At 66.9% G+C, this 14,652-nt stretch carries 19 protein-coding genes; 10 read left to right on the top strand and 9 right to left on the bottom strand.

Features of this window, described 5'->3' with window-relative positions:
- The first annotated feature begins 86 nt into the window (after positions 1 to 86).
- From RBB46_RS12535 to RBB46_RS12545, 3 genes are read left to right on the top strand one after another with little or no spacing between them, the layout of a single operon-like run.
- The gene (locus RBB46_RS12535; protein WP_306029331.1) at positions 87 to 593 is read left to right on the top strand and encodes a MarR family winged helix-turn-helix transcriptional regulator; all 507 of its coding nucleotides are present in this window, start codon (positions 87 to 89) and stop codon (positions 591 to 593) included.
- Between the two features lie 57 nt (positions 594 to 650).
- Positions 651 to 1,397, top strand: a complete 747-nt coding sequence (locus tag RBB46_RS12540; protein WP_306029446.1) for a response regulator — start codon at positions 651 to 653, stop codon at positions 1,395 to 1,397.
- Positions 1,388 to 2,806, top strand: a complete 1,419-nt coding sequence (locus tag RBB46_RS12545) for an ATP-binding protein (RefSeq protein WP_336623161.1) — start codon at positions 1,388 to 1,390, stop codon at positions 2,804 to 2,806. The genes RBB46_RS12540 and RBB46_RS12545 overlap by 10 nt, the downstream gene beginning before the upstream one ends.
- A 36-nt stretch (positions 2,807 to 2,842) precedes the next feature.
- Here the strand turns inward: RBB46_RS12545 and RBB46_RS12550 are convergent, their stop codons facing one another.
- Positions 2,843 to 3,442, bottom strand: a complete 600-nt coding sequence (locus RBB46_RS12550) for a TetR/AcrR family transcriptional regulator (RefSeq protein ID WP_306029332.1) — start codon at positions 3,440 to 3,442, stop codon at positions 2,843 to 2,845.
- A gap of 94 nt (positions 3,443 to 3,536) precedes the next feature.
- Here RBB46_RS12550 and RBB46_RS12555 point away from each other — a divergent pair, with 94 nt between their 5' ends.
- Both RBB46_RS12555 and RBB46_RS12560 read left to right on the top strand, forming a co-directional pair.
- Positions 3,537 to 4,295, top strand: coding sequence for an SDR family oxidoreductase (locus tag RBB46_RS12555; RefSeq protein WP_306029333.1), 759 nt, complete (start codon positions 3,537 to 3,539; stop codon positions 4,293 to 4,295).
- A 67-nt stretch (positions 4,296 to 4,362) separates the two neighbouring features.
- Entirely contained in the window at positions 4,363 to 4,938 is a 576-nt protein-coding gene (locus tag RBB46_RS12560; RefSeq protein WP_306029334.1) for a class I SAM-dependent methyltransferase, read from the top strand.
- Here RBB46_RS12560 and RBB46_RS12565 read toward each other — a convergent pair.
- The 8 genes from RBB46_RS12565 to RBB46_RS12600 all read right to left on the bottom strand — a co-directional run bounded on the left by RBB46_RS12565 (position 4,932) and on the right by RBB46_RS12600 (position 9,620).
- On the bottom strand, positions 4,932 to 5,297 hold the full coding sequence (locus tag RBB46_RS12565) for a tRNA-binding protein (protein ID WP_306029335.1): 366 nt from the start codon (positions 5,295 to 5,297) through the stop codon (positions 4,932 to 4,934). The two genes, RBB46_RS12560 and RBB46_RS12565, sit on opposite strands and share 7 nt — an antisense overlap.
- A gap of 168 nt (positions 5,298 to 5,465) precedes the next feature.
- Positions 5,466 to 6,083 carry an ATP-dependent Clp protease proteolytic subunit gene (locus tag RBB46_RS12570; RefSeq protein ID WP_306029336.1) on the bottom strand — a complete coding sequence of 206 codons (618 nt, stop codon included), beginning with the start codon at positions 6,081 to 6,083 and terminating at the stop codon, positions 5,466 to 5,468.
- Positions 6,084 to 6,128: 45 nt separating this feature from the next.
- Positions 6,129 to 6,503 (bottom strand): SRPBCC domain-containing protein, encoded by a 375-nt coding sequence (locus RBB46_RS12575; RefSeq protein ID WP_306029337.1) that lies wholly within the window; start codon positions 6,501 to 6,503, stop codon positions 6,129 to 6,131.
- Positions 6,500 to 6,814 (bottom strand): metalloregulator ArsR/SmtB family transcription factor, encoded by a 315-nt coding sequence (locus RBB46_RS12580; RefSeq protein ID WP_306029338.1) that lies wholly within the window; start codon positions 6,812 to 6,814, stop codon positions 6,500 to 6,502. The genes RBB46_RS12575 and RBB46_RS12580 overlap by 4 nt, the downstream gene beginning before the upstream one ends.
- A 71-nt stretch (positions 6,815 to 6,885) precedes the next feature.
- Entirely contained in the window at positions 6,886 to 7,575 is a 690-nt protein-coding gene (locus RBB46_RS12585; RefSeq protein WP_306029339.1) for a TetR/AcrR family transcriptional regulator, read from the bottom strand.
- 146 nt (positions 7,576 to 7,721) lie between these two features.
- Positions 7,722 to 8,543 (bottom strand): pyrroline-5-carboxylate reductase, encoded by an 822-nt coding sequence (gene proC / locus RBB46_RS12590; protein WP_306029340.1) that lies wholly within the window; start codon positions 8,541 to 8,543, stop codon positions 7,722 to 7,724.
- A complete protein-coding gene (locus RBB46_RS12595) occupies positions 8,540 to 9,040 on the bottom strand; it encodes a YbjN domain-containing protein (protein WP_306029341.1) in 501 nt (166 codons plus the stop codon). The genes proC and RBB46_RS12595 overlap by 4 nt, the downstream gene beginning before the upstream one ends.
- 295 nt (positions 9,041 to 9,335) lie before the next feature.
- On the bottom strand, positions 9,336 to 9,620 hold the full coding sequence (locus tag RBB46_RS12600) for an accessory factor UbiK family protein (protein WP_306029342.1): 285 nt from the start codon (positions 9,618 to 9,620) through the stop codon (positions 9,336 to 9,338).
- A gap of 204 nt (positions 9,621 to 9,824) precedes the next feature.
- Here RBB46_RS12600 and lgt point away from each other — a divergent pair, with 204 nt between their 5' ends.
- The 5 genes from lgt (at position 9,825) to RBB46_RS12625 (ending at position 14,418) form a co-directional block, all read left to right on the top strand.
- The gene (lgt, locus tag RBB46_RS12605; RefSeq protein WP_306029343.1) at positions 9,825 to 10,673 is read left to right on the top strand and encodes a prolipoprotein diacylglyceryl transferase; all 849 of its coding nucleotides are present in this window, start codon (positions 9,825 to 9,827) and stop codon (positions 10,671 to 10,673) included.
- Positions 10,670 to 11,782 (top strand): class I SAM-dependent methyltransferase, encoded by a 1,113-nt coding sequence (locus tag RBB46_RS12610; RefSeq protein ID WP_306029344.1) that lies wholly within the window; start codon positions 10,670 to 10,672, stop codon positions 11,780 to 11,782. The genes lgt and RBB46_RS12610 overlap by 4 nt, the downstream gene beginning before the upstream one ends.
- Before the next feature lie 85 nt (positions 11,783 to 11,867).
- A complete protein-coding gene (gene pgeF, locus RBB46_RS12615; protein WP_306029345.1) occupies positions 11,868 to 12,638 on the top strand; it encodes a peptidoglycan editing factor PgeF in 771 nt (256 codons plus the stop codon).
- A gap of 2 nt (positions 12,639 to 12,640) precedes the next feature.
- On the top strand, positions 12,641 to 13,798 hold the full coding sequence (locus tag RBB46_RS12620; RefSeq protein ID WP_306029346.1) for a Xaa-Pro peptidase family protein: 1,158 nt from the start codon (positions 12,641 to 12,643) through the stop codon (positions 13,796 to 13,798).
- A 101-nt stretch (positions 13,799 to 13,899) separates the two neighbouring features.
- A complete protein-coding gene (locus tag RBB46_RS12625) occupies positions 13,900 to 14,418 on the top strand; it encodes a hypothetical protein (RefSeq protein WP_306029347.1) in 519 nt (172 codons plus the stop codon).
- Positions 14,419 to 14,652: the final 234 nt, after the last annotated feature.

Genomic DNA, 14,652 nt, shown 5'->3' on the forward strand with positions numbered 1-14,652 from the left:
ACATCTACCATGCTTGAAGGGCGATGACGTACGATCGTTTCGCAACAGACAGCATACGTGTAACAATCGGTCGGAAATAAGTCAATATGACTGACGTAAATTTCTCGGACACGCTCCCCCCGGAGCCTGCCGCCTCCACGACGGCGATCCCGATCGACCTGATCGAGCTGCTGTTCTTCGCCTATCGCGACTTCACCTCGGACCCCGATGCCGTCCTTGCCGAGTTCGGCTTCGGCCGGGCGCATCACCGGGTCCTGCATTTCGTCAGCCGCAATCCGGGCCTCAGGGTCACCGACCTTCTGGCGATTTTGCGCATCACCAAACAGAGCCTTGCCCGGGTGCTGAAGCAGCTCGTCGAGGAAGACTACATTTCCCAGGAGCCCGGCCCCCAGGACCGGCGCGAACGGCTGCTGTTCGCCACCGCCAAGGGCAAGGCGCTCGCCGCCCGCCTGACCGACCTGCAGACCCAGCGCATCCGCCGGGCCCTCACCGCCATCCCTGCAGGCGGTCAAGATATCGCCCGACAGTTCCTCTATCATATGATCGATCCTGATCAGCGCGGCGACGTCGCGCGCCTGATCGAGGGCGAATGAAGTTCCGATCCGCGCCCCGGCGCATCACCATGAAAGAGCGAGAAGCCGGCCGTGACGATCGATTCCGCCGAACTCCCGATCTCCGATCCTCCCCTGACCGGGACCCAGGGCCGCCCCGTGCTGGATGACGATGCACCGCATCTGCTGCTCGTCGACGACGACACCCGCATCCGCACGCTGCTGCGCCGTTTCCTCGCCGAGCACGGCTTCCGCATCACGGTCGCCGCCTCCGCGGCCGAAGCCCGCCGCCGGCTGGAAGGACTCGCTTTCGACCTGCTCGTCGTCGACGTGATGATGCCGGGGGAAAGCGGGCTGTCGCTCGCCGCCGACCTGCACGGGCGCTCGGACGTGCCGATCCTGATGCTCACCGCCCGCTCGGATACGGCCGACCGAATCGCGGGCCTCGAGGCAGGCGCCGACGACTATCTGGTGAAGCCGTTCGAACCGCGCGAGCTTCTGCTGCGCATCCGCGCCATCCTGCGCCGCCGCGCCGCGCCGGAGGCCATGCCCCTCGCCGATGTCCGCTTCGGCCCCTACGTGTTCGACGCCGCCCGGCGCGAGCTGAAGCGCGGCGAGGAGATCGTCCGGCTGACCGACCGGGAGAAGGAGATCCTGTCCCTGTTCACCGAAAAGCCGAACGAGACCGTGCCGCGCACCGAAATCGTCGGCGACGACAGCGGCCTGGGTGAGCGCACCGTCGACGTGCAGATAAACCGCCTGCGCCGCAAGATCGAAACAGATCCTGGCAATCCACTCTATCTGCAGACCGTGCGTGGCATCGGCTACCGGCTCGTATGCGATTGATCGGACGCCTGCGCGACAAACTTCCGGACTGGTCGCTGCCACCCGCCCTGCGGCGGTTCGCCGACATGGCGGCCGTCCCCTATCGCACCTTTGCCGGGGCGCTCTATCGGCGCACGCCAAAGGGCCTCTTCGCCCGGACCCTGCTGATCATCGTGGCGCCGCTCGTGATCATGCAGGCGGTGCTGGCCTTTGTTTTTCTCGAGCGCCACTACAACCTGGTCACCCAGCGCCTGTCCGACGCGGTCGTGCGCGATATCGCCCTTCTGGCAACCCTGGTCGAGGGCGCCGGGAGCGAAGAGGAGATCGCCGGACTGACGGAGATGGCCCGGCGCGATCTCAGCCTGGCGATCACCATCCTGCCGCCCGAACCTCTGCCGCCTCCACGCCCCAAGCCCTTCTTCGACATCGTCGACCGTTATCTCTCCCAGCAGATCGCGGCACGGATCGGCAAACCGTTCTGGATCGACACCGTCGGCCGCTCGAGCTTCGTCGAGATCCGCATCAAGCTGCCCGACAACGTGCTGCGCGTGATCGCCCGGCGCAGCCAGACCTACGCGTCGAACTCGCATTTCTTCATCGTCTGGATGGTCTCCACCTCGCTCATTCTCGTCGTCATCGCACTGCTGTTCCTGCGCAACCAGACGAGGCCGGTCGAGCGGCTGGCAACGGCGGCGGAAAACTTCGGCAAGGGGCGCCCGATCGAGGATTTCCGGCCGAGCGGCGCACGCGAAGTGCGGCGCGCGGCCCAGGCCTTCATCGAGATGCGCCGGCGCATCGAGCGCCAGATCGAGCAGCGCACCACCATGCTCGCCGGCGTCAGCCACGACCTCAGAACCGTGCTGACCCGCTTCCGCCTGCAACTTGCCCTGTTCCCGGACAGCGAGGAGGTGCGGGCGCTGCAGCGCGATGTCGACGAGATGAAGACGATGCTGGAGGATTATCTCGCCTTTGCCCGCGGCGAGGGCGACGAGCAGGCGCAGCCGACCGACATAGGCCTCTTGTTCGAGGACCTGGAGGCGGAGGTGGAGATCCTCGGCGGCGCCGTCTCGTCCCGCCTCGACGGACCGCCGATGGTCAACCTGCGGCCGAGCGCCTTCAAACGGGCGCTGACCAACCTGGCCACCAATGCCGCGCGCCACGGCAGCGAAGTGCGCATCGAGGGCCGCAACGCCGACGGCTGGCTGACGATCACCATCGACGACAACGGCCCCGGCATTCCCGAGGATGAGCGCGAGAACGTCTTTCGCCCCTTCTACCAGCTTGATCAGGCGCGCAATCGCGACACCGGCGGCAGCGGTCTCGGCCTGGCGATCTCCCGCGACATCACCCGCGCCCATGGCGGCGATATCGTGCTCGGCGCCAGCGACAGCCTGGGCGGGTTGCGCGCCCGGGTGCGCATTCCCGTCTAGGGCGCCGCTTCGCTCAAGGCATGCGAGCCGAGCAACTCACTCCGGGCGGCCAAGATAGCCGAGCACGGCGCGCTCAAGACGGGCCTTCAGACCCTCGGTGTCGTCCTGTCCGGCGCGCACGGCAGCCGATGCCATTCCGTGGCACATGGCAACCAGGTCGAAGGCGCAGCGCTCGGCATCCGCGACCCCTCGCTCACGGAGAAACCCGGCGATCAGGCCGCGCAACTCCGCCTTCAGCACCTGCGTTTCCATATCGATCGGGAGGTCCTCTTCTTCCCGTTCCAGCGCCCGCGCCAGTTCCGGCCGCGCCGTGTGGTGGTCCAGCGTGGCCGCCAGCAGCGTTCCCACCGCCGGGCGGAACGCCTGTGTTGCCGCGGCGTCCACCGCCCTGCGCAGCAGCACCACCATGTCCCGCCGCATCTCCCGGATCAGCTCCGCGACGATCGCCTCCTTGCCGGGGAAATACTGGTAGAGCGAACCGACCGAGACGCCGGCACGCTCGGCGATGCGATTCGTCGTCAGGGCGGACCGCCCCTCCTCCACCAGAATGCGAGCCGCCGCCTCCAGAACGGCATCGCAGGTCGCCTTGCTGCGGCCCTGCACCGGGGTTTTGCGCGGCTTGAGCCGTGTGTCCATCGGGTCTGCCCAATGCGAGTGTGAAGATGAGCAATTACTCGCATAATCGGACGGGTCTGCGAAGCAGTTTTCGCCTCATGCGAAGAAGGCCTTGATGAGAAAAACATTCGACCTTGCCGGCCGCACGACCCTGGTGACCGGCGGCTCGCGCGGCATCGGGCTGGAAACAGCCCGCCAGTTGCTCGCCCGAGGGAACACCGTGCTGGTCGCCGCGCGCGACATCGCGCCACTGGACGAACTGGCCCAGGCCCATCCGGGGCGGCTGGACGCCTTCGCGGCCGATCTCGGCACCACGCAGGGCGTTCGCGCGCTCGCCGACTGGGTCGCGACCCGCCATCCCGACTGCAGCCTCGTCATCAACAACGCCGCGATCATGATCCACCAGGACCTTGCGGCTGCCCCGCCCGCCTTCCTCGACGACATCGCGCGCGAGATCACCGTCAACCTCGCCGCCCCCGCGCAGCTGGCAACGGCCTTGTTGCCGTTGCTGTCGCGCCAGCCCACCGCCGCGATCGTCAACGTCACGTCCGGACTTGCCATCGCGCCGAAGCGCGACGCCGCCGTCTACTGCGCCACCAAGGCGGGCCTGCGCAGCTTCACCCGCGCGCTGCGCGACCAGTGCGAGGCCGCCGGGCGTCAGATTCTTGTCAGCGAGGTTGTGATGACACTGGTCGATACCGGCCTGTCGCGGCCCTCCGCAATCCGAAAATACCCGCCGGCACGCGCCGCCGCCGACCTGTTGCACGGCCTGGAAGCGGGAAAGAAGGAAATCTGGATCGAGAAGACACGGGCCTTGCGGGTCCTTCACCGGATCTCGCCCGCGCTTGCCTACGCGATCATGCGCGGCCGTTGAGGCGGCCCGCGCCATCCCCAAACGACCAACGCGTCCATCCCGCATCGATCAACAGAGGGTTTCCCGCATGCCGACCGGACAGACAGCCTTTCTCCAGCAGTTCCTGCGCCGCCCGCGCCAGGTCGCCGCGCTCGCCCCCTCCTCGCCCGGCCTCGGCGAGATGATGGCGCGCCAGCTGCCCGCCCAGGCCCGCCGGGTGGCGGAACTCGGCCCGGGAACAGGCGTTTTCACCCGCTGCATGATCGACCGCGGCATCGCCGAACGCGACCTTGTGCTGTTCGAGATCAACCTGCTGTTTGCCGAGGGCCTCGCGATCCGCTTCCCGCAAGCCACCTTGCACAGGCTGCCGGCGCAGGATCTGGCACGCGTCGAGACGGAACCCTTCGATGCCGTGCTGTCCGGGTTGCCGCTGCTCTCGATGAGCGCCGACGAACAGGCCGCGATCCTGGGTTCCGCCTTCTCCCGGCTCGGACCGGACGGCGTCTTCATCCAGTTCACCTATGGTCCGAAGTCGCCCCTGCGCGAGCGTGTCGAAAAAGGGCTCGGATTGAGCTTCACGCGCACCCGGCGCGTCTGGGCGAACCTGCCGCCGGCAACCGTCTATGTCTTCCGCCGCCCCCGCTTGCGGGCACCTGCTCAGTAGAGCCGGCCCCCGAGGGGAACGTCCTGGTCGGGGGCAAGCAGCACCACCTCGCCATCGGCATCGGGCACGCCAAGCGTCAGGACCTCGGACATGACCGGGCCGATCTGGCGCGGCGGGAAATTCACCACGGCAAGCACCCGGCGGCCGATCAGCGTCTCGGGCGTGTAGTGACGGGTGATCTGGGCGCTGGTCTTCTTGATGCCGATCTCCTCGCCGAAATCGATCTTCAGCTTCAGCGCCGGCTTGCGCGCCTCGGGAAACGGCTCGGCCTCGATGACGCGCCCGACACGGATGTCGACTTTCAGGAAGTCGTCAAAGGTAATGGTCGGCGCGACAGCGCCCTTGTCGTCATGTGCCATATGAAAACCTGCCTTGAAAGACGAAGAAGGTGAGAGACCCGCGCATCCGGCCGGCTGCCCGGATGCCCCCGCCGGTCGCGGGGCGACATTAGGCCATCCGCCTGATCCGTGCAAAGCAACGCACGGCCGAATGGTCGCGGCCGGGCATCGGCAGGAAAACGTCCCGGGTCAGGGTGTCGCCGGCACCTCTGTTTCACGGCCCGTCAGGATCCGGTCGATCAGACCCCATTCCAGCGCCTCCTCCGCCGTCATGAACCGGTCCCGGTCCATGGCCTGCTCGAACGCGTCGTAGTCGCGGCCGCAATGCTCTGCGTAGAGCCGTGTCATGCGGTGCTTCGTCCGCTTGATCTCCTCGGCATGGATGAGCATGTCCGAGGCCTGCCCCTTGAAGCCGCCCGAGGGCTGGTGGATGAGGATGCTGGCATTGGGCAGGGTCGCCCGTTCGCCCGGCTCCCCCGCCATCAGCAGGAAGGACCCCATGGACCGAGCCGTTCCCATGCACAGCGTGTGCACCGGGGGCCGGATGAAGCGCATGGTGTCGTACATGGCGAACCCGCTTGTCACCATGCCGCCGGGAGAGTTGATATAGAGGCTGATCGGCTTTGTCGGATTCTCCGCCTCAAGGAACAGAAGCTGGGCGCAGACAAGGGCGGAAACGTCGTCATTGACCTCGCCGTTGAGGAAGATGATCCGCTCGCGCAACAGCCGCGAGTAGATGTCGAAAGACCGCTCTCCCCTTGCCGACTGCTCGACGACCATGGGGACGAGTTGCATCGCTTCGCGCATCGGCGAACTCCGGTGTTTCCTGGTTTTCGAAGGATCTCGCGGGTGTCAGGCCGCGAGCATGAGGCAGGGATCGTTGCTGGTCGGCGGTCTCCCCGCCCGTCGCAGCCGTGCGTCCGTCAGTTCGTGCAGGATCCTCAAGCGCGTGCCGCCGCCCCCGTTCGGGGTGATGCGAAAGGTCACGACGCTCTCAAGAAAGGGCGGGTCCGGTTCACGCATCCGGTAGCGCGCCTCACGCCCCGGTTCGACGGAGACGGCCTCCTCGCCGGCAAGCGGATCACCTGGCATCCAGCGGGCACGAAACTCGGCCAGGCTGAGCGCCCGCCAGACCTTCTCCGGCGGGGCATCCAGGTCGAACTCGAGGTCGAGGCCCATCTCTGGGTCGAAACCGGCATCGCAGTCGCCCGGAACCCTGTCGCTCATTGGTCCATGTCCTTCAGTAAGTCCTTCAGGGCATCGACGCGCGCGGGCCAGTAGGCGCGATACTTCGCCATCCATCCCGCCACCAGCGCCAGCCCCTCCGGGTCGACCTCGTAAAAAACGAAGCGTCCCTCCCGCATCTCCTTGACGAGGCGGGCGGTTCGCAGGACCGACAGATGCTGGGAGATCGCGGGCTGGCTGATCGCCATGCCCTCGCGCAGGGCCGTCGCATTCATGCGACCCGCCGCCAGCTTCTCGAAGACGGCACGGCGGGTCGGATCGGCGAGGGCGCGAAAGATATCATTCTCGGTCATGTCGACACATAAGCATACACTTATTTGTCGAGCAAGATCTTTTCCAAGCCGGCCTTTGGGAACGGCCTGCCTCAGGCCGCAGGAGAGGCCGCGCCGGCCGGCCCCTCACCGGCCGCTGAGCCTGTTTCCGGCGCCGGCTTTCCAGCCTTCCGCCGGCGGGCGGCCGACAAAATCGGCTTCAGGAAGCGGCTGACGCTGTCGAGCCGGCCCATCCAGCTTTCACCCTCGTCGAGTTGCCGGTCGAGCGCCGACATGGTGCGCGCCAGCCCGGGATCCTCGTCCTCGAGCCAGACATCGACGACCCGGGCGAAAGCGATCGCAAGGCCTTGCGCCATGACGGAGGCGCGCGGTCCCGAAGCGGGTATGCCGGCGGCAATCAGCATCCAGCGCATCGATGTCACCGCCTCGCGGTTGATCTTCAGGGCAAGCTGTGGATCGCGTGTGGCCGCACGCCTGATCCGGCGAAGGGCCTCCTTGTGGGGGGCAAGGGCATCGAGCCGCGCCATCAGGATGTCGAAGAGCCGCTCGCGGGCCGGCTGGTCCGCCATGTCCTCGTCGATACCGTCGAGAACCGTCTGGTCGAGATCGGACAGAAATGCCCTGAAACAGGCGGTCTTGCCGGAAAACTCGGATCGCAGCACAGACAGCTTGACCCCGGCACCGGCGGCGATGTCGGTCATTTCGAAGCCGTTCCAGCCCCGCTCCCCGACCAGTTGAAGAAACGTCGCGACGATCTTCTGTTTCGTCTTCTGCGTTGCCATCAGCATCTCCCGGGTTGCCGCCGGATCGGGATACCGTCCGACGTCCTCGAAAGATCAATTTAGGCATTGAGCGCGCAGATTTCGACACCCCGCGACGCTTTGCCCGTTCATGCGGTCCCAAAGACATCCGCCGAACGTGAAAAAGCTCAGCCGGCGAGCTCTTCCGAACGCTTCTTCGCTGCGGCGACGGCGCGCGTCATCACCGGCGGCAGGCCGCCTTCGATGTCCATCAGCACCTCGAGCGCCGCGGCCGTCGTACCATTGGGCGACGTAACGTTGCGGCGCAGCTCCGCCGCGGGCAGTTTCGAGCGATACATCAGCTCACCGGCGCCGCACACGGTCTGGCGGGCGATGCGCATGGCAAGATCTGCGGGAAGACCGGCGGCAACGCCGGCCTCGGCCAGCGCCTCGGTGAGATAGAAGACATAGGCGGGACCGGAGCCGCTGACCGCGGTCACCGCGTCGATCTGCCGCTCCTCGCCGATCCAGTCGGACGCCCCGATCGCGGCAAGCAGCGTGTCGACGGTGGCACGCTGCACGGCGCTGGTGCGCGGATTGGCATAGGCAACGCTCATGCCGCGCCCGACCTGCGAGGGCGTGTTCGGCATCACCCGGACGATGGCGACATCCCCGAAGGCTGCGGCGAAGGTGGCAACCGGCGTGCCGGCCGCGACCGAAATCACCAGCGTCTCGCTGTCGACGCAGGATGCGAGCCCCGGCAGCACGCTCGCCATGATCTGCGGCTTCAGCGCCAGCAGCAGGACACCGGCGCGAAGCTCCGCATCGACGGCGCCGGCGTGCCGGATGCCGGTGCGCGCCACCATGTCCCGAAGATCGTCGGACGGGTTCGGATCCACCACCAGGATGGCGTCCGGGTCGGTTCCCGCATCAAGCCAGCCGGCCAGCATCGCGCCGCCCATCTTGCCGGCGCCGACAAGAACGAGCGGACGCTCCTTGGAAAAACTCATGCTTCCCCCGCAGTCTCGAACAGGGCGGTATCGATCGCCTCGGAGGCGCTTTTACCGGCCCATACGACGAACTGGAAGGCCTGATAGTAGCGCTCGCAGGATTCGAGCGCGTTGGTGAGCAGTCCCTCGATCTGCCGTGACGTGGCCTCCGCACCGCCGGCCAGAAGCAGCGACTGGCGGAAGATCACCACCCCCTCGCGATTCCACAGGTCGAAATGTCCCATCCAGAGCTGCTCGTTGACCAGCGCCAGCAGCCGCACAACTTCGGTACGGCGCGGGTCGGGCACCTTCAGGTCGAAGGCACAGGCCAGATGCAGCGCCTCCAGATCCTCCATCCAGGAGAAGGAGACGTGATAGTCGCACCAGTGGCCGGTGACGGAGATCGTGATCTCCTCGTCGCAAGACCTTTCGAAGGACCAGTCGTTGATCGCGGCGATATGCTCGATCGTGTCGACGGGGTTGGCGGGCCGTTCGAAATCGATGTCGATGAGGCTCATGGGAGGTTCCTCTCGGCTTGCGGGCATCGCGCCCTGGCCGGACGCAAGGCCATCCGTGTCGGTCCGCAGGAGTTTGGCCTGCCGCCAGCGGGTTTCCGGGCGCCGCGATGGCGGCCTGAAGCCGCCCGTTGGCAGACACCGCGAATCTTCGCTTGGAACCAGTATATAGGGAGAAGTTAATTCAAAGATATGTTCACGTTTCTTTTACGCTTTTGAACCTGTGGACGGCAGTGGCGAAATTACGTCGGGAAAGCCTTCGATTTTCCCGACGCCATCCTAGGGAACCGGCCCGGTATCAGTCTCCGGAGGCCTTCGGTTTCGCCGCGCGGGGCTTGGCCGATGCCTTTTCCAGCTCGGCGACGCGCGCTTCCAGCGCCTCGACCGCATCCAGAGCCTTCGCCGCCATATCCTTGACGACGTCGTGCTCCTCGCGCTTGACCAGATCCATGTCCGCCAGGAACCGCTCGGCCTGCGCGCGGAAGGCCGTCTCGACCTCGCGCCTGGCGCCCTGGGCAACGCCCGCCGCGTCCGTCATCAGCTTGGCGAAATCGTCGAGAATCCGGCTCGATCCCTGTGTCATGATGCCCTGTCCTTTCCCCGATGCGCGGACGGTGCCGGCGACGATGCCGGCCTCCGCAGGTGTTCTGCCTCTTAGGTAATGCGCTTTGCCTCGCAGCGAAACACCTGCAGCGGGGGAAATCGTCGCAAGCTTGACGCGACGGGGCAAACGGCGGCAACGTCCGCCCGCGCGCGGCACCTTCGCCGCCGGCCAGCCGGAGGCGCCATGCCTGTTCTCGTCCTGCCCTTTCCCGCCATCGATCCGGTGTTGATCGAGTTCGGCCCCTTCGCCATCCGATGGTACGCGCTTGCCTATATCGCCGGCCTGCTGATCGGTTGGTACTACATGCGCAGCCTCGTCGCCCGCGACGGCCTTTGGAGCGGCACGCCGCGTCCGGGCCTTGTCGATGTCGATGATTTCGTCGTCTACGCGACGATCGGCACGATCCTCGGCGGGCGCCTCGGCTATGTGCTGTTCTACGCCCCGGCCTACTATCTCCAGAACCCGCTCGACATCCTGCAGGTCTGGTCCGGCGGCATGTCCTTCCACGGCGGATTCCTCGGCGTCGTCATCGCCATGGTGGTCTTCGCCTGGCGCCGCGGCATCCCCGTCTGGACAATGTTCGACCTTGCCGGCGCGGTCGCCCCCATCGGACTCTTCTTCGGCCGCCTCGCCAATTTCATCAATGGCGAACTCTGGGGCCGCGTCACCGACATGCCCTGGGCCTTCGTCTTTCCCGGTGCCGGGCCGGAACCGCGCCACCCGAGCCAGCTCTACGAAGCCGCGCTGGAAGGCCTGCTGCTGCTCCTCGTGACCCGGATCGTGCTTGTGCGTGGCGGCTTCCGCCGTCCGGGTCTTGTCGCCGGCACCTTCGCGCTCGGCTACGGGCTGTCTCGCTCGTTCGTCGAGTACTTCCGCGTGCCCGATGCCCATATCGGCTATCTCCAGTTCGGGCTGACAATGGGCATCGTCCTGTCGCTGCCGATGATCGCCGCCGGCCTCTTCGCGATCGTGCGTGCCCTGCGCCGCCCCCCCACGGAAGCCGGCGCGAAGGCGGGAGAGACCCGCCCGTGAGCGAGGGCGGGCAGGACGAGGCGCCGCTGGCGGCACGGATCCGCGCGCTGATCGAGACGGCCGGGCCACTCTCCGTCTTCGACTACATGGCGCTTTGCCTGGCCGACCCGCAGCACGGCTACTACATGCGCGCCGAACCCTTCGGCGCCGGCGGCGACTTCATCACCGCTCCCGAGGTCAGCCAGCTCTTCGGCGAAATGATCGGCGCATGGCTGGTCCACGCCCATGCCGCCTCGGGCGCGCCAAAGAAGTTCCATCTGGTCGAGCTGGGTCCCGGTCGCGGCACGCTGATGGCCGACATCCTGCGCGTCGCGCGCCTGCGAGCGGAGTTTCGCGTCGCAGCCAGCCCGCATCTGGTGGAGACCAGCCCCAGGCTGCGGGAGATCCAGAAGGCGACGCTCGACGGCGAAGCGACAAACGCGCAGTGGCACGACACGGTTGCCACCCTGCCCGGCGACGCGCCGCTTCTGATCGTCGCCAACGAGTTCTTCGACGCCCTGCCGATCCGGCAATATGTCCGCCTTCAAGGACGCTGGCGTGAACGCTGCGTCGGCCTTGCGGACGACGGCCAAAGCTTCCGCTTCATCGCCGGTGCCGGAGAACTGGAAGACGCGGATCTTGCACCTCGCCTGCTGGATGCGCCAGAAGGTGCCATTCTCGAGACCCAGCCGCTCGCCAATGCGTTGATGCAGGAGCTTGCCACGCGGCTCGCCGCGCAAGGCGGGGCGCTGCTTGCCATCGACTACGGCTATGGCCGCACGGCCGCCGGCGATACGCTGCAGGCCCTGCGCGGGCATCAGCATGTGTCAGTGCTCGAGGCGCCGGGCCTGTGCGACCTCACCGCCCATGTCAATTTCGAGGCTCTCGCCAGGGCGGCGAGCTTCGCGCCGCTGCGCTCGCGACGTCTGCTTGGCCAGGGAGAATTCCTGCTCGCCCTCGGTCTTCTGGAACGCGCCGGGCAACTCGGCGCGGACAAGAGCGAGGACGACCAGGAACGCATCCGCGGCGAGGTCGAACGACTGGCCGCGCACGACCAGATGGGCGATCTCTTCAAGGTGCTGGCCATCGCCCCTGACACCGTGCCGCTGATGCCCTTCGATCCCGTTTGACAGCGGACGTCGATGCACCCACCATCGCGCCGTCTTCCCGTGCCTCTTTCTCCGCGCTCCGTGACAGGACAGGCCTTTCGCCCCGATGCTGACATCCCCCTATCTTTCCGTGCTTGACGGCATTTCCCACGGCTTCTTCACCCGCAAGGGCGGCGTCTCCTCGGGCATCTATTCCAGCCTCAATGTCGGCCTCGGCTCGAACGACGAGCGTGCCGCCGTGCTGGAGAACCGCACCCGGGTCGCGAGCCTGCTCGGCGTCCCGCCCGGCGCCCTGGTCTCGCCGCACCAGCATCATTCGCCCGACGCGATCGTCGTCGACCGCCCCTGGACGCACGACGAACAGCCACGCGGCGACGCGCTGGTGACCGACCGTCCGGGCATCGCGCTCGGCATCTCCACGGCCGATTGCGGGCCCGTACTGTTCGCCGATGCCGGTGCAAGGGTGATCGGCGCGGCCCATTCCGGCTGGCGCGGCGCCCTCACCGGCGTGCTCGAGGCAACGCTGGCCGCAATGGAAGGGCTCGGCGCCCGCCGCGACCGCGTCATTGCCGTGCTTGGCCCAACCATCTCCCGCGCCAGCTACGAGGTCGGCGAGGAGTTCGTCGAACGTTTCCTCAAGGCGGACGCCGGCAATAGCCGCTTCTTCGCCCCAGCGGATCGCGATGGCCATGCGCTGTTCGACCTGCCCGCCTACATCCTTTCGCGGCTAAGCGCGGCAGGCGTTGCACAAGCCCGCGACCTTGGCCGGTGCACCTATCTGGAGGAAGACCTTTTCTTCTCCTATCGCCGCTCCACCCACCGGAGCGAACCGGACTACGGACGCCTCGTCTCGGCCATCTCGATCAGCGGAAACTGACCATGTCCCTTGCTTTCTCCCGGGAGGAATACACTGCCCGGCTGCAGACCCTGACGGCGCGCATGGCGGAGGAACGCCACGACGCGATGCTCCTCTTCGCCCAGGAGAGCATGTACTGGCTGACCGGTTATGACACGTTCGGCTTCTGTTTTTTCCAGTCGATGATCGTCACCCGCGACGGCCGCATCGTCCTGCTGACCCGCTCGGCCGACCTGCGACAGGCACAACTGACGTCGATCGTCAACGACATCCGCGTGTGGGAGGACCGCGACGGTGCCTCGCCCGTGCTTCAACTGCGCGACCTGCTATTCGAGCTTGGCCTTAACGGCAACCGCATCGGCGTCGAGTACGACACCCATGGCATGACCGGCCGGATAGCCATCGACATCGCGACGCTGCTTGCCGATTTCGCGCTGCTGGAGGACGCCTCCCCGCTGGTTTCTGTGCTGCGCTCGGTGAAGACGCCGGCGGAAATCGCCTGCGTGCGCCGTGCCGCGGCGCTCACGGATGCGGCCTATGAGGCGGCGCTGCCGCTGATCGGCCCCGGCGCGCGCGAGGGCGACATCCTGGCCGCGATGCAGGGCGCGGTCTTTGCCGGCGGCGGTGATTATCCCGGCAACGAGTTCATCATCGGCTCCGGCCCCGAGGCGCTGCTGTGCCGCTACCAGTCCGGACGCCGCACGCTGGATGCCAGCGACCAGCTCACCCTGGAATGGGCCGGCGTTTACCGGCGTTACCACGTCGCCGCGATGCGCACGGTGATCGTCGGCGAGCCGACCGGCCGTCATCTCGCCCTTTATGAGGCGGCCCGCTCGGCGCTCGCGGCCGTCGAGCAGTGCCTCGTGCCTGGTCGCAGCTTCGGCGAGGTGTTCGATGCCCACGCGCGGGAGATCGACGCGCGGGGCGAAGCCGCCCACCGGCTCAACGCCTGCGGCTATTCGCTTGGCGCACGCTTTGCTCCCAGCTGGATGGACTGGCCGATGGCCTATCGCGCCAACCCGGCACGGATCGTCCCGGACATGGTTGTTTTCGTGCACATGATCCTGGCGGATTCCGACAGCGGCGCGGCCATGTCGCTCGGCCAGACCTACCTGACGCGCGAGGGCCCGGCCGAGTGCCTTTCGAAGCTCCCCCTCGACCTTCCGGTCAAGGCGGGATAAACGAGGAAACGAAAGATGGTGGAGCGCGGCGCGCGCGAGCCGGCGCCGAAGCGCAGCCACCGGCAATCGAAGCGATGACGGAAACGGACAGACAAGGCGAGATGAACGTGCTTTCCACCTTCCGCAAGACCGTTCTGCGCGGCGCCGTCCCGGCTCTCGCACTGCTTTTGGCCGCCTGTGCCGGCCAGCCCCTTCCCCCGGCCTATGTCGCAGACAACGACCGGCCCGCGGCAAGCGCTCCGGCACCGTCGGTTCCCGCCGACCAGGCGACCGTTGCGTTCGAGCCCTTCACCGGAGCGCCCGGCAACATCGCCGATGCACTGTCACGGCAGATCGGCAACGAGGCCCGCAACCAGAACCTGCGCGTGGTGCGCCGGGTGGGCGCACCCGCCACCTACCGGATCAACGGTTATCTCTCCGCCTCGGGAAGCCAGTCGGCGACGACGCTGTTCTATGTCTTCGACGTGGTCGATTCGGCCGGCAACCGCCTGCACAGGATCCTGGGGCAGGAATCGGCCCCCGGCTCCTCCGGTGATCCATGGGCCGGCATCGACGATGATGCGCTCAATCGCGCCGCGCGCCGTTCGGTCAGCGAACTCGCCGCCTGGATTCGCCGCTAGTGCCCCCTCGCCGGCATTTGCATCCCCGCCTGGCGCGTCCGGGAGCAAATGCCGGTCTTGAGGCGATCACCGGCAAACACATGATTCTGGCCGCGCTTTTGATGCGCGCATGCGCGGCGGCGCCTGTGGCGCGCGGGACCCGCGTGCCGAATTCGCTCCGCTGGACATGACCGTGCAGCCCTCCCTTCACGCGGTTCCGGTTACCGACTTTCCGAAAAACGTGCCCACACACGC

Origin of the sequence: Stappia sp. MMSF_3263 (assembly GCF_030733745.1) — a bacterium.
In the GTDB taxonomy this organism is placed as follows: Bacteria; Pseudomonadota; Alphaproteobacteria; order Rhizobiales; family Stappiaceae; genus Stappia.

Bases quoted from the DNA above. Each gene is read 5' to 3' on its own strand.
- RBB46_RS12535 (WP_306029331.1), top strand. From the start codon at position 87: ATGACTGACGTAAATTTCTCGGACACGCTCCCCCCGGAGCCTGCCGCC.
- RBB46_RS12545 (WP_336623161.1), top strand. From the start codon at position 1,388: ATGCGATTGATCGGACGCCTGCGCGACAAACTTCCGGACTGGTCGCTG.
- RBB46_RS12550 (WP_306029332.1), bottom strand. From the start codon at position 3,442: ATGGACACACGGCTCAAGCCGCGCAAAACCCCGGTGCAGGGCCGCAGC.
- RBB46_RS12555 (WP_306029333.1), top strand. From the start codon at position 3,537: ATGAGAAAAACATTCGACCTTGCCGGCCGCACGACCCTGGTGACCGGC.
- RBB46_RS12560 (WP_306029334.1), top strand. From the start codon at position 4,363: ATGCCGACCGGACAGACAGCCTTTCTCCAGCAGTTCCTGCGCCGCCCG.
- RBB46_RS12565 (WP_306029335.1), bottom strand. From the start codon at position 5,297: ATGGCACATGACGACAAGGGCGCTGTCGCGCCGACCATTACCTTTGAC.
- RBB46_RS12570 (WP_306029336.1), bottom strand. From the start codon at position 6,083: ATGCGCGAAGCGATGCAACTCGTCCCCATGGTCGTCGAGCAGTCGGCA.
- RBB46_RS12575 (WP_306029337.1), bottom strand. From the start codon at position 6,503: ATGAGCGACAGGGTTCCGGGCGACTGCGATGCCGGTTTCGACCCAGAG.
- RBB46_RS12580 (WP_306029338.1), bottom strand. From the start codon at position 6,814: ATGACCGAGAATGATATCTTTCGCGCCCTCGCCGATCCGACCCGCCGT.
- RBB46_RS12585 (WP_306029339.1), bottom strand. From the start codon at position 7,575: ATGGCAACGCAGAAGACGAAACAGAAGATCGTCGCGACGTTTCTTCAA.
- proC (WP_306029340.1), bottom strand. From the start codon at position 8,543: ATGAGTTTTTCCAAGGAGCGTCCGCTCGTTCTTGTCGGCGCCGGCAAG.
- RBB46_RS12595 (WP_306029341.1), bottom strand. From the start codon at position 9,040: ATGAGCCTCATCGACATCGATTTCGAACGGCCCGCCAACCCCGTCGAC.
- RBB46_RS12600 (WP_306029342.1), bottom strand. From the start codon at position 9,620: ATGACACAGGGATCGAGCCGGATTCTCGACGATTTCGCCAAGCTGATG.
- lgt (WP_306029343.1), top strand. From the start codon at position 9,825: ATGCCTGTTCTCGTCCTGCCCTTTCCCGCCATCGATCCGGTGTTGATC.
- pgeF (WP_306029345.1), top strand. From the start codon at position 11,868: ATGCTGACATCCCCCTATCTTTCCGTGCTTGACGGCATTTCCCACGGC.
- RBB46_RS12620 (WP_306029346.1), top strand. From the start codon at position 12,641: ATGTCCCTTGCTTTCTCCCGGGAGGAATACACTGCCCGGCTGCAGACC.
- RBB46_RS12625 (WP_306029347.1), top strand. From the start codon at position 13,900: ATGAACGTGCTTTCCACCTTCCGCAAGACCGTTCTGCGCGGCGCCGTC.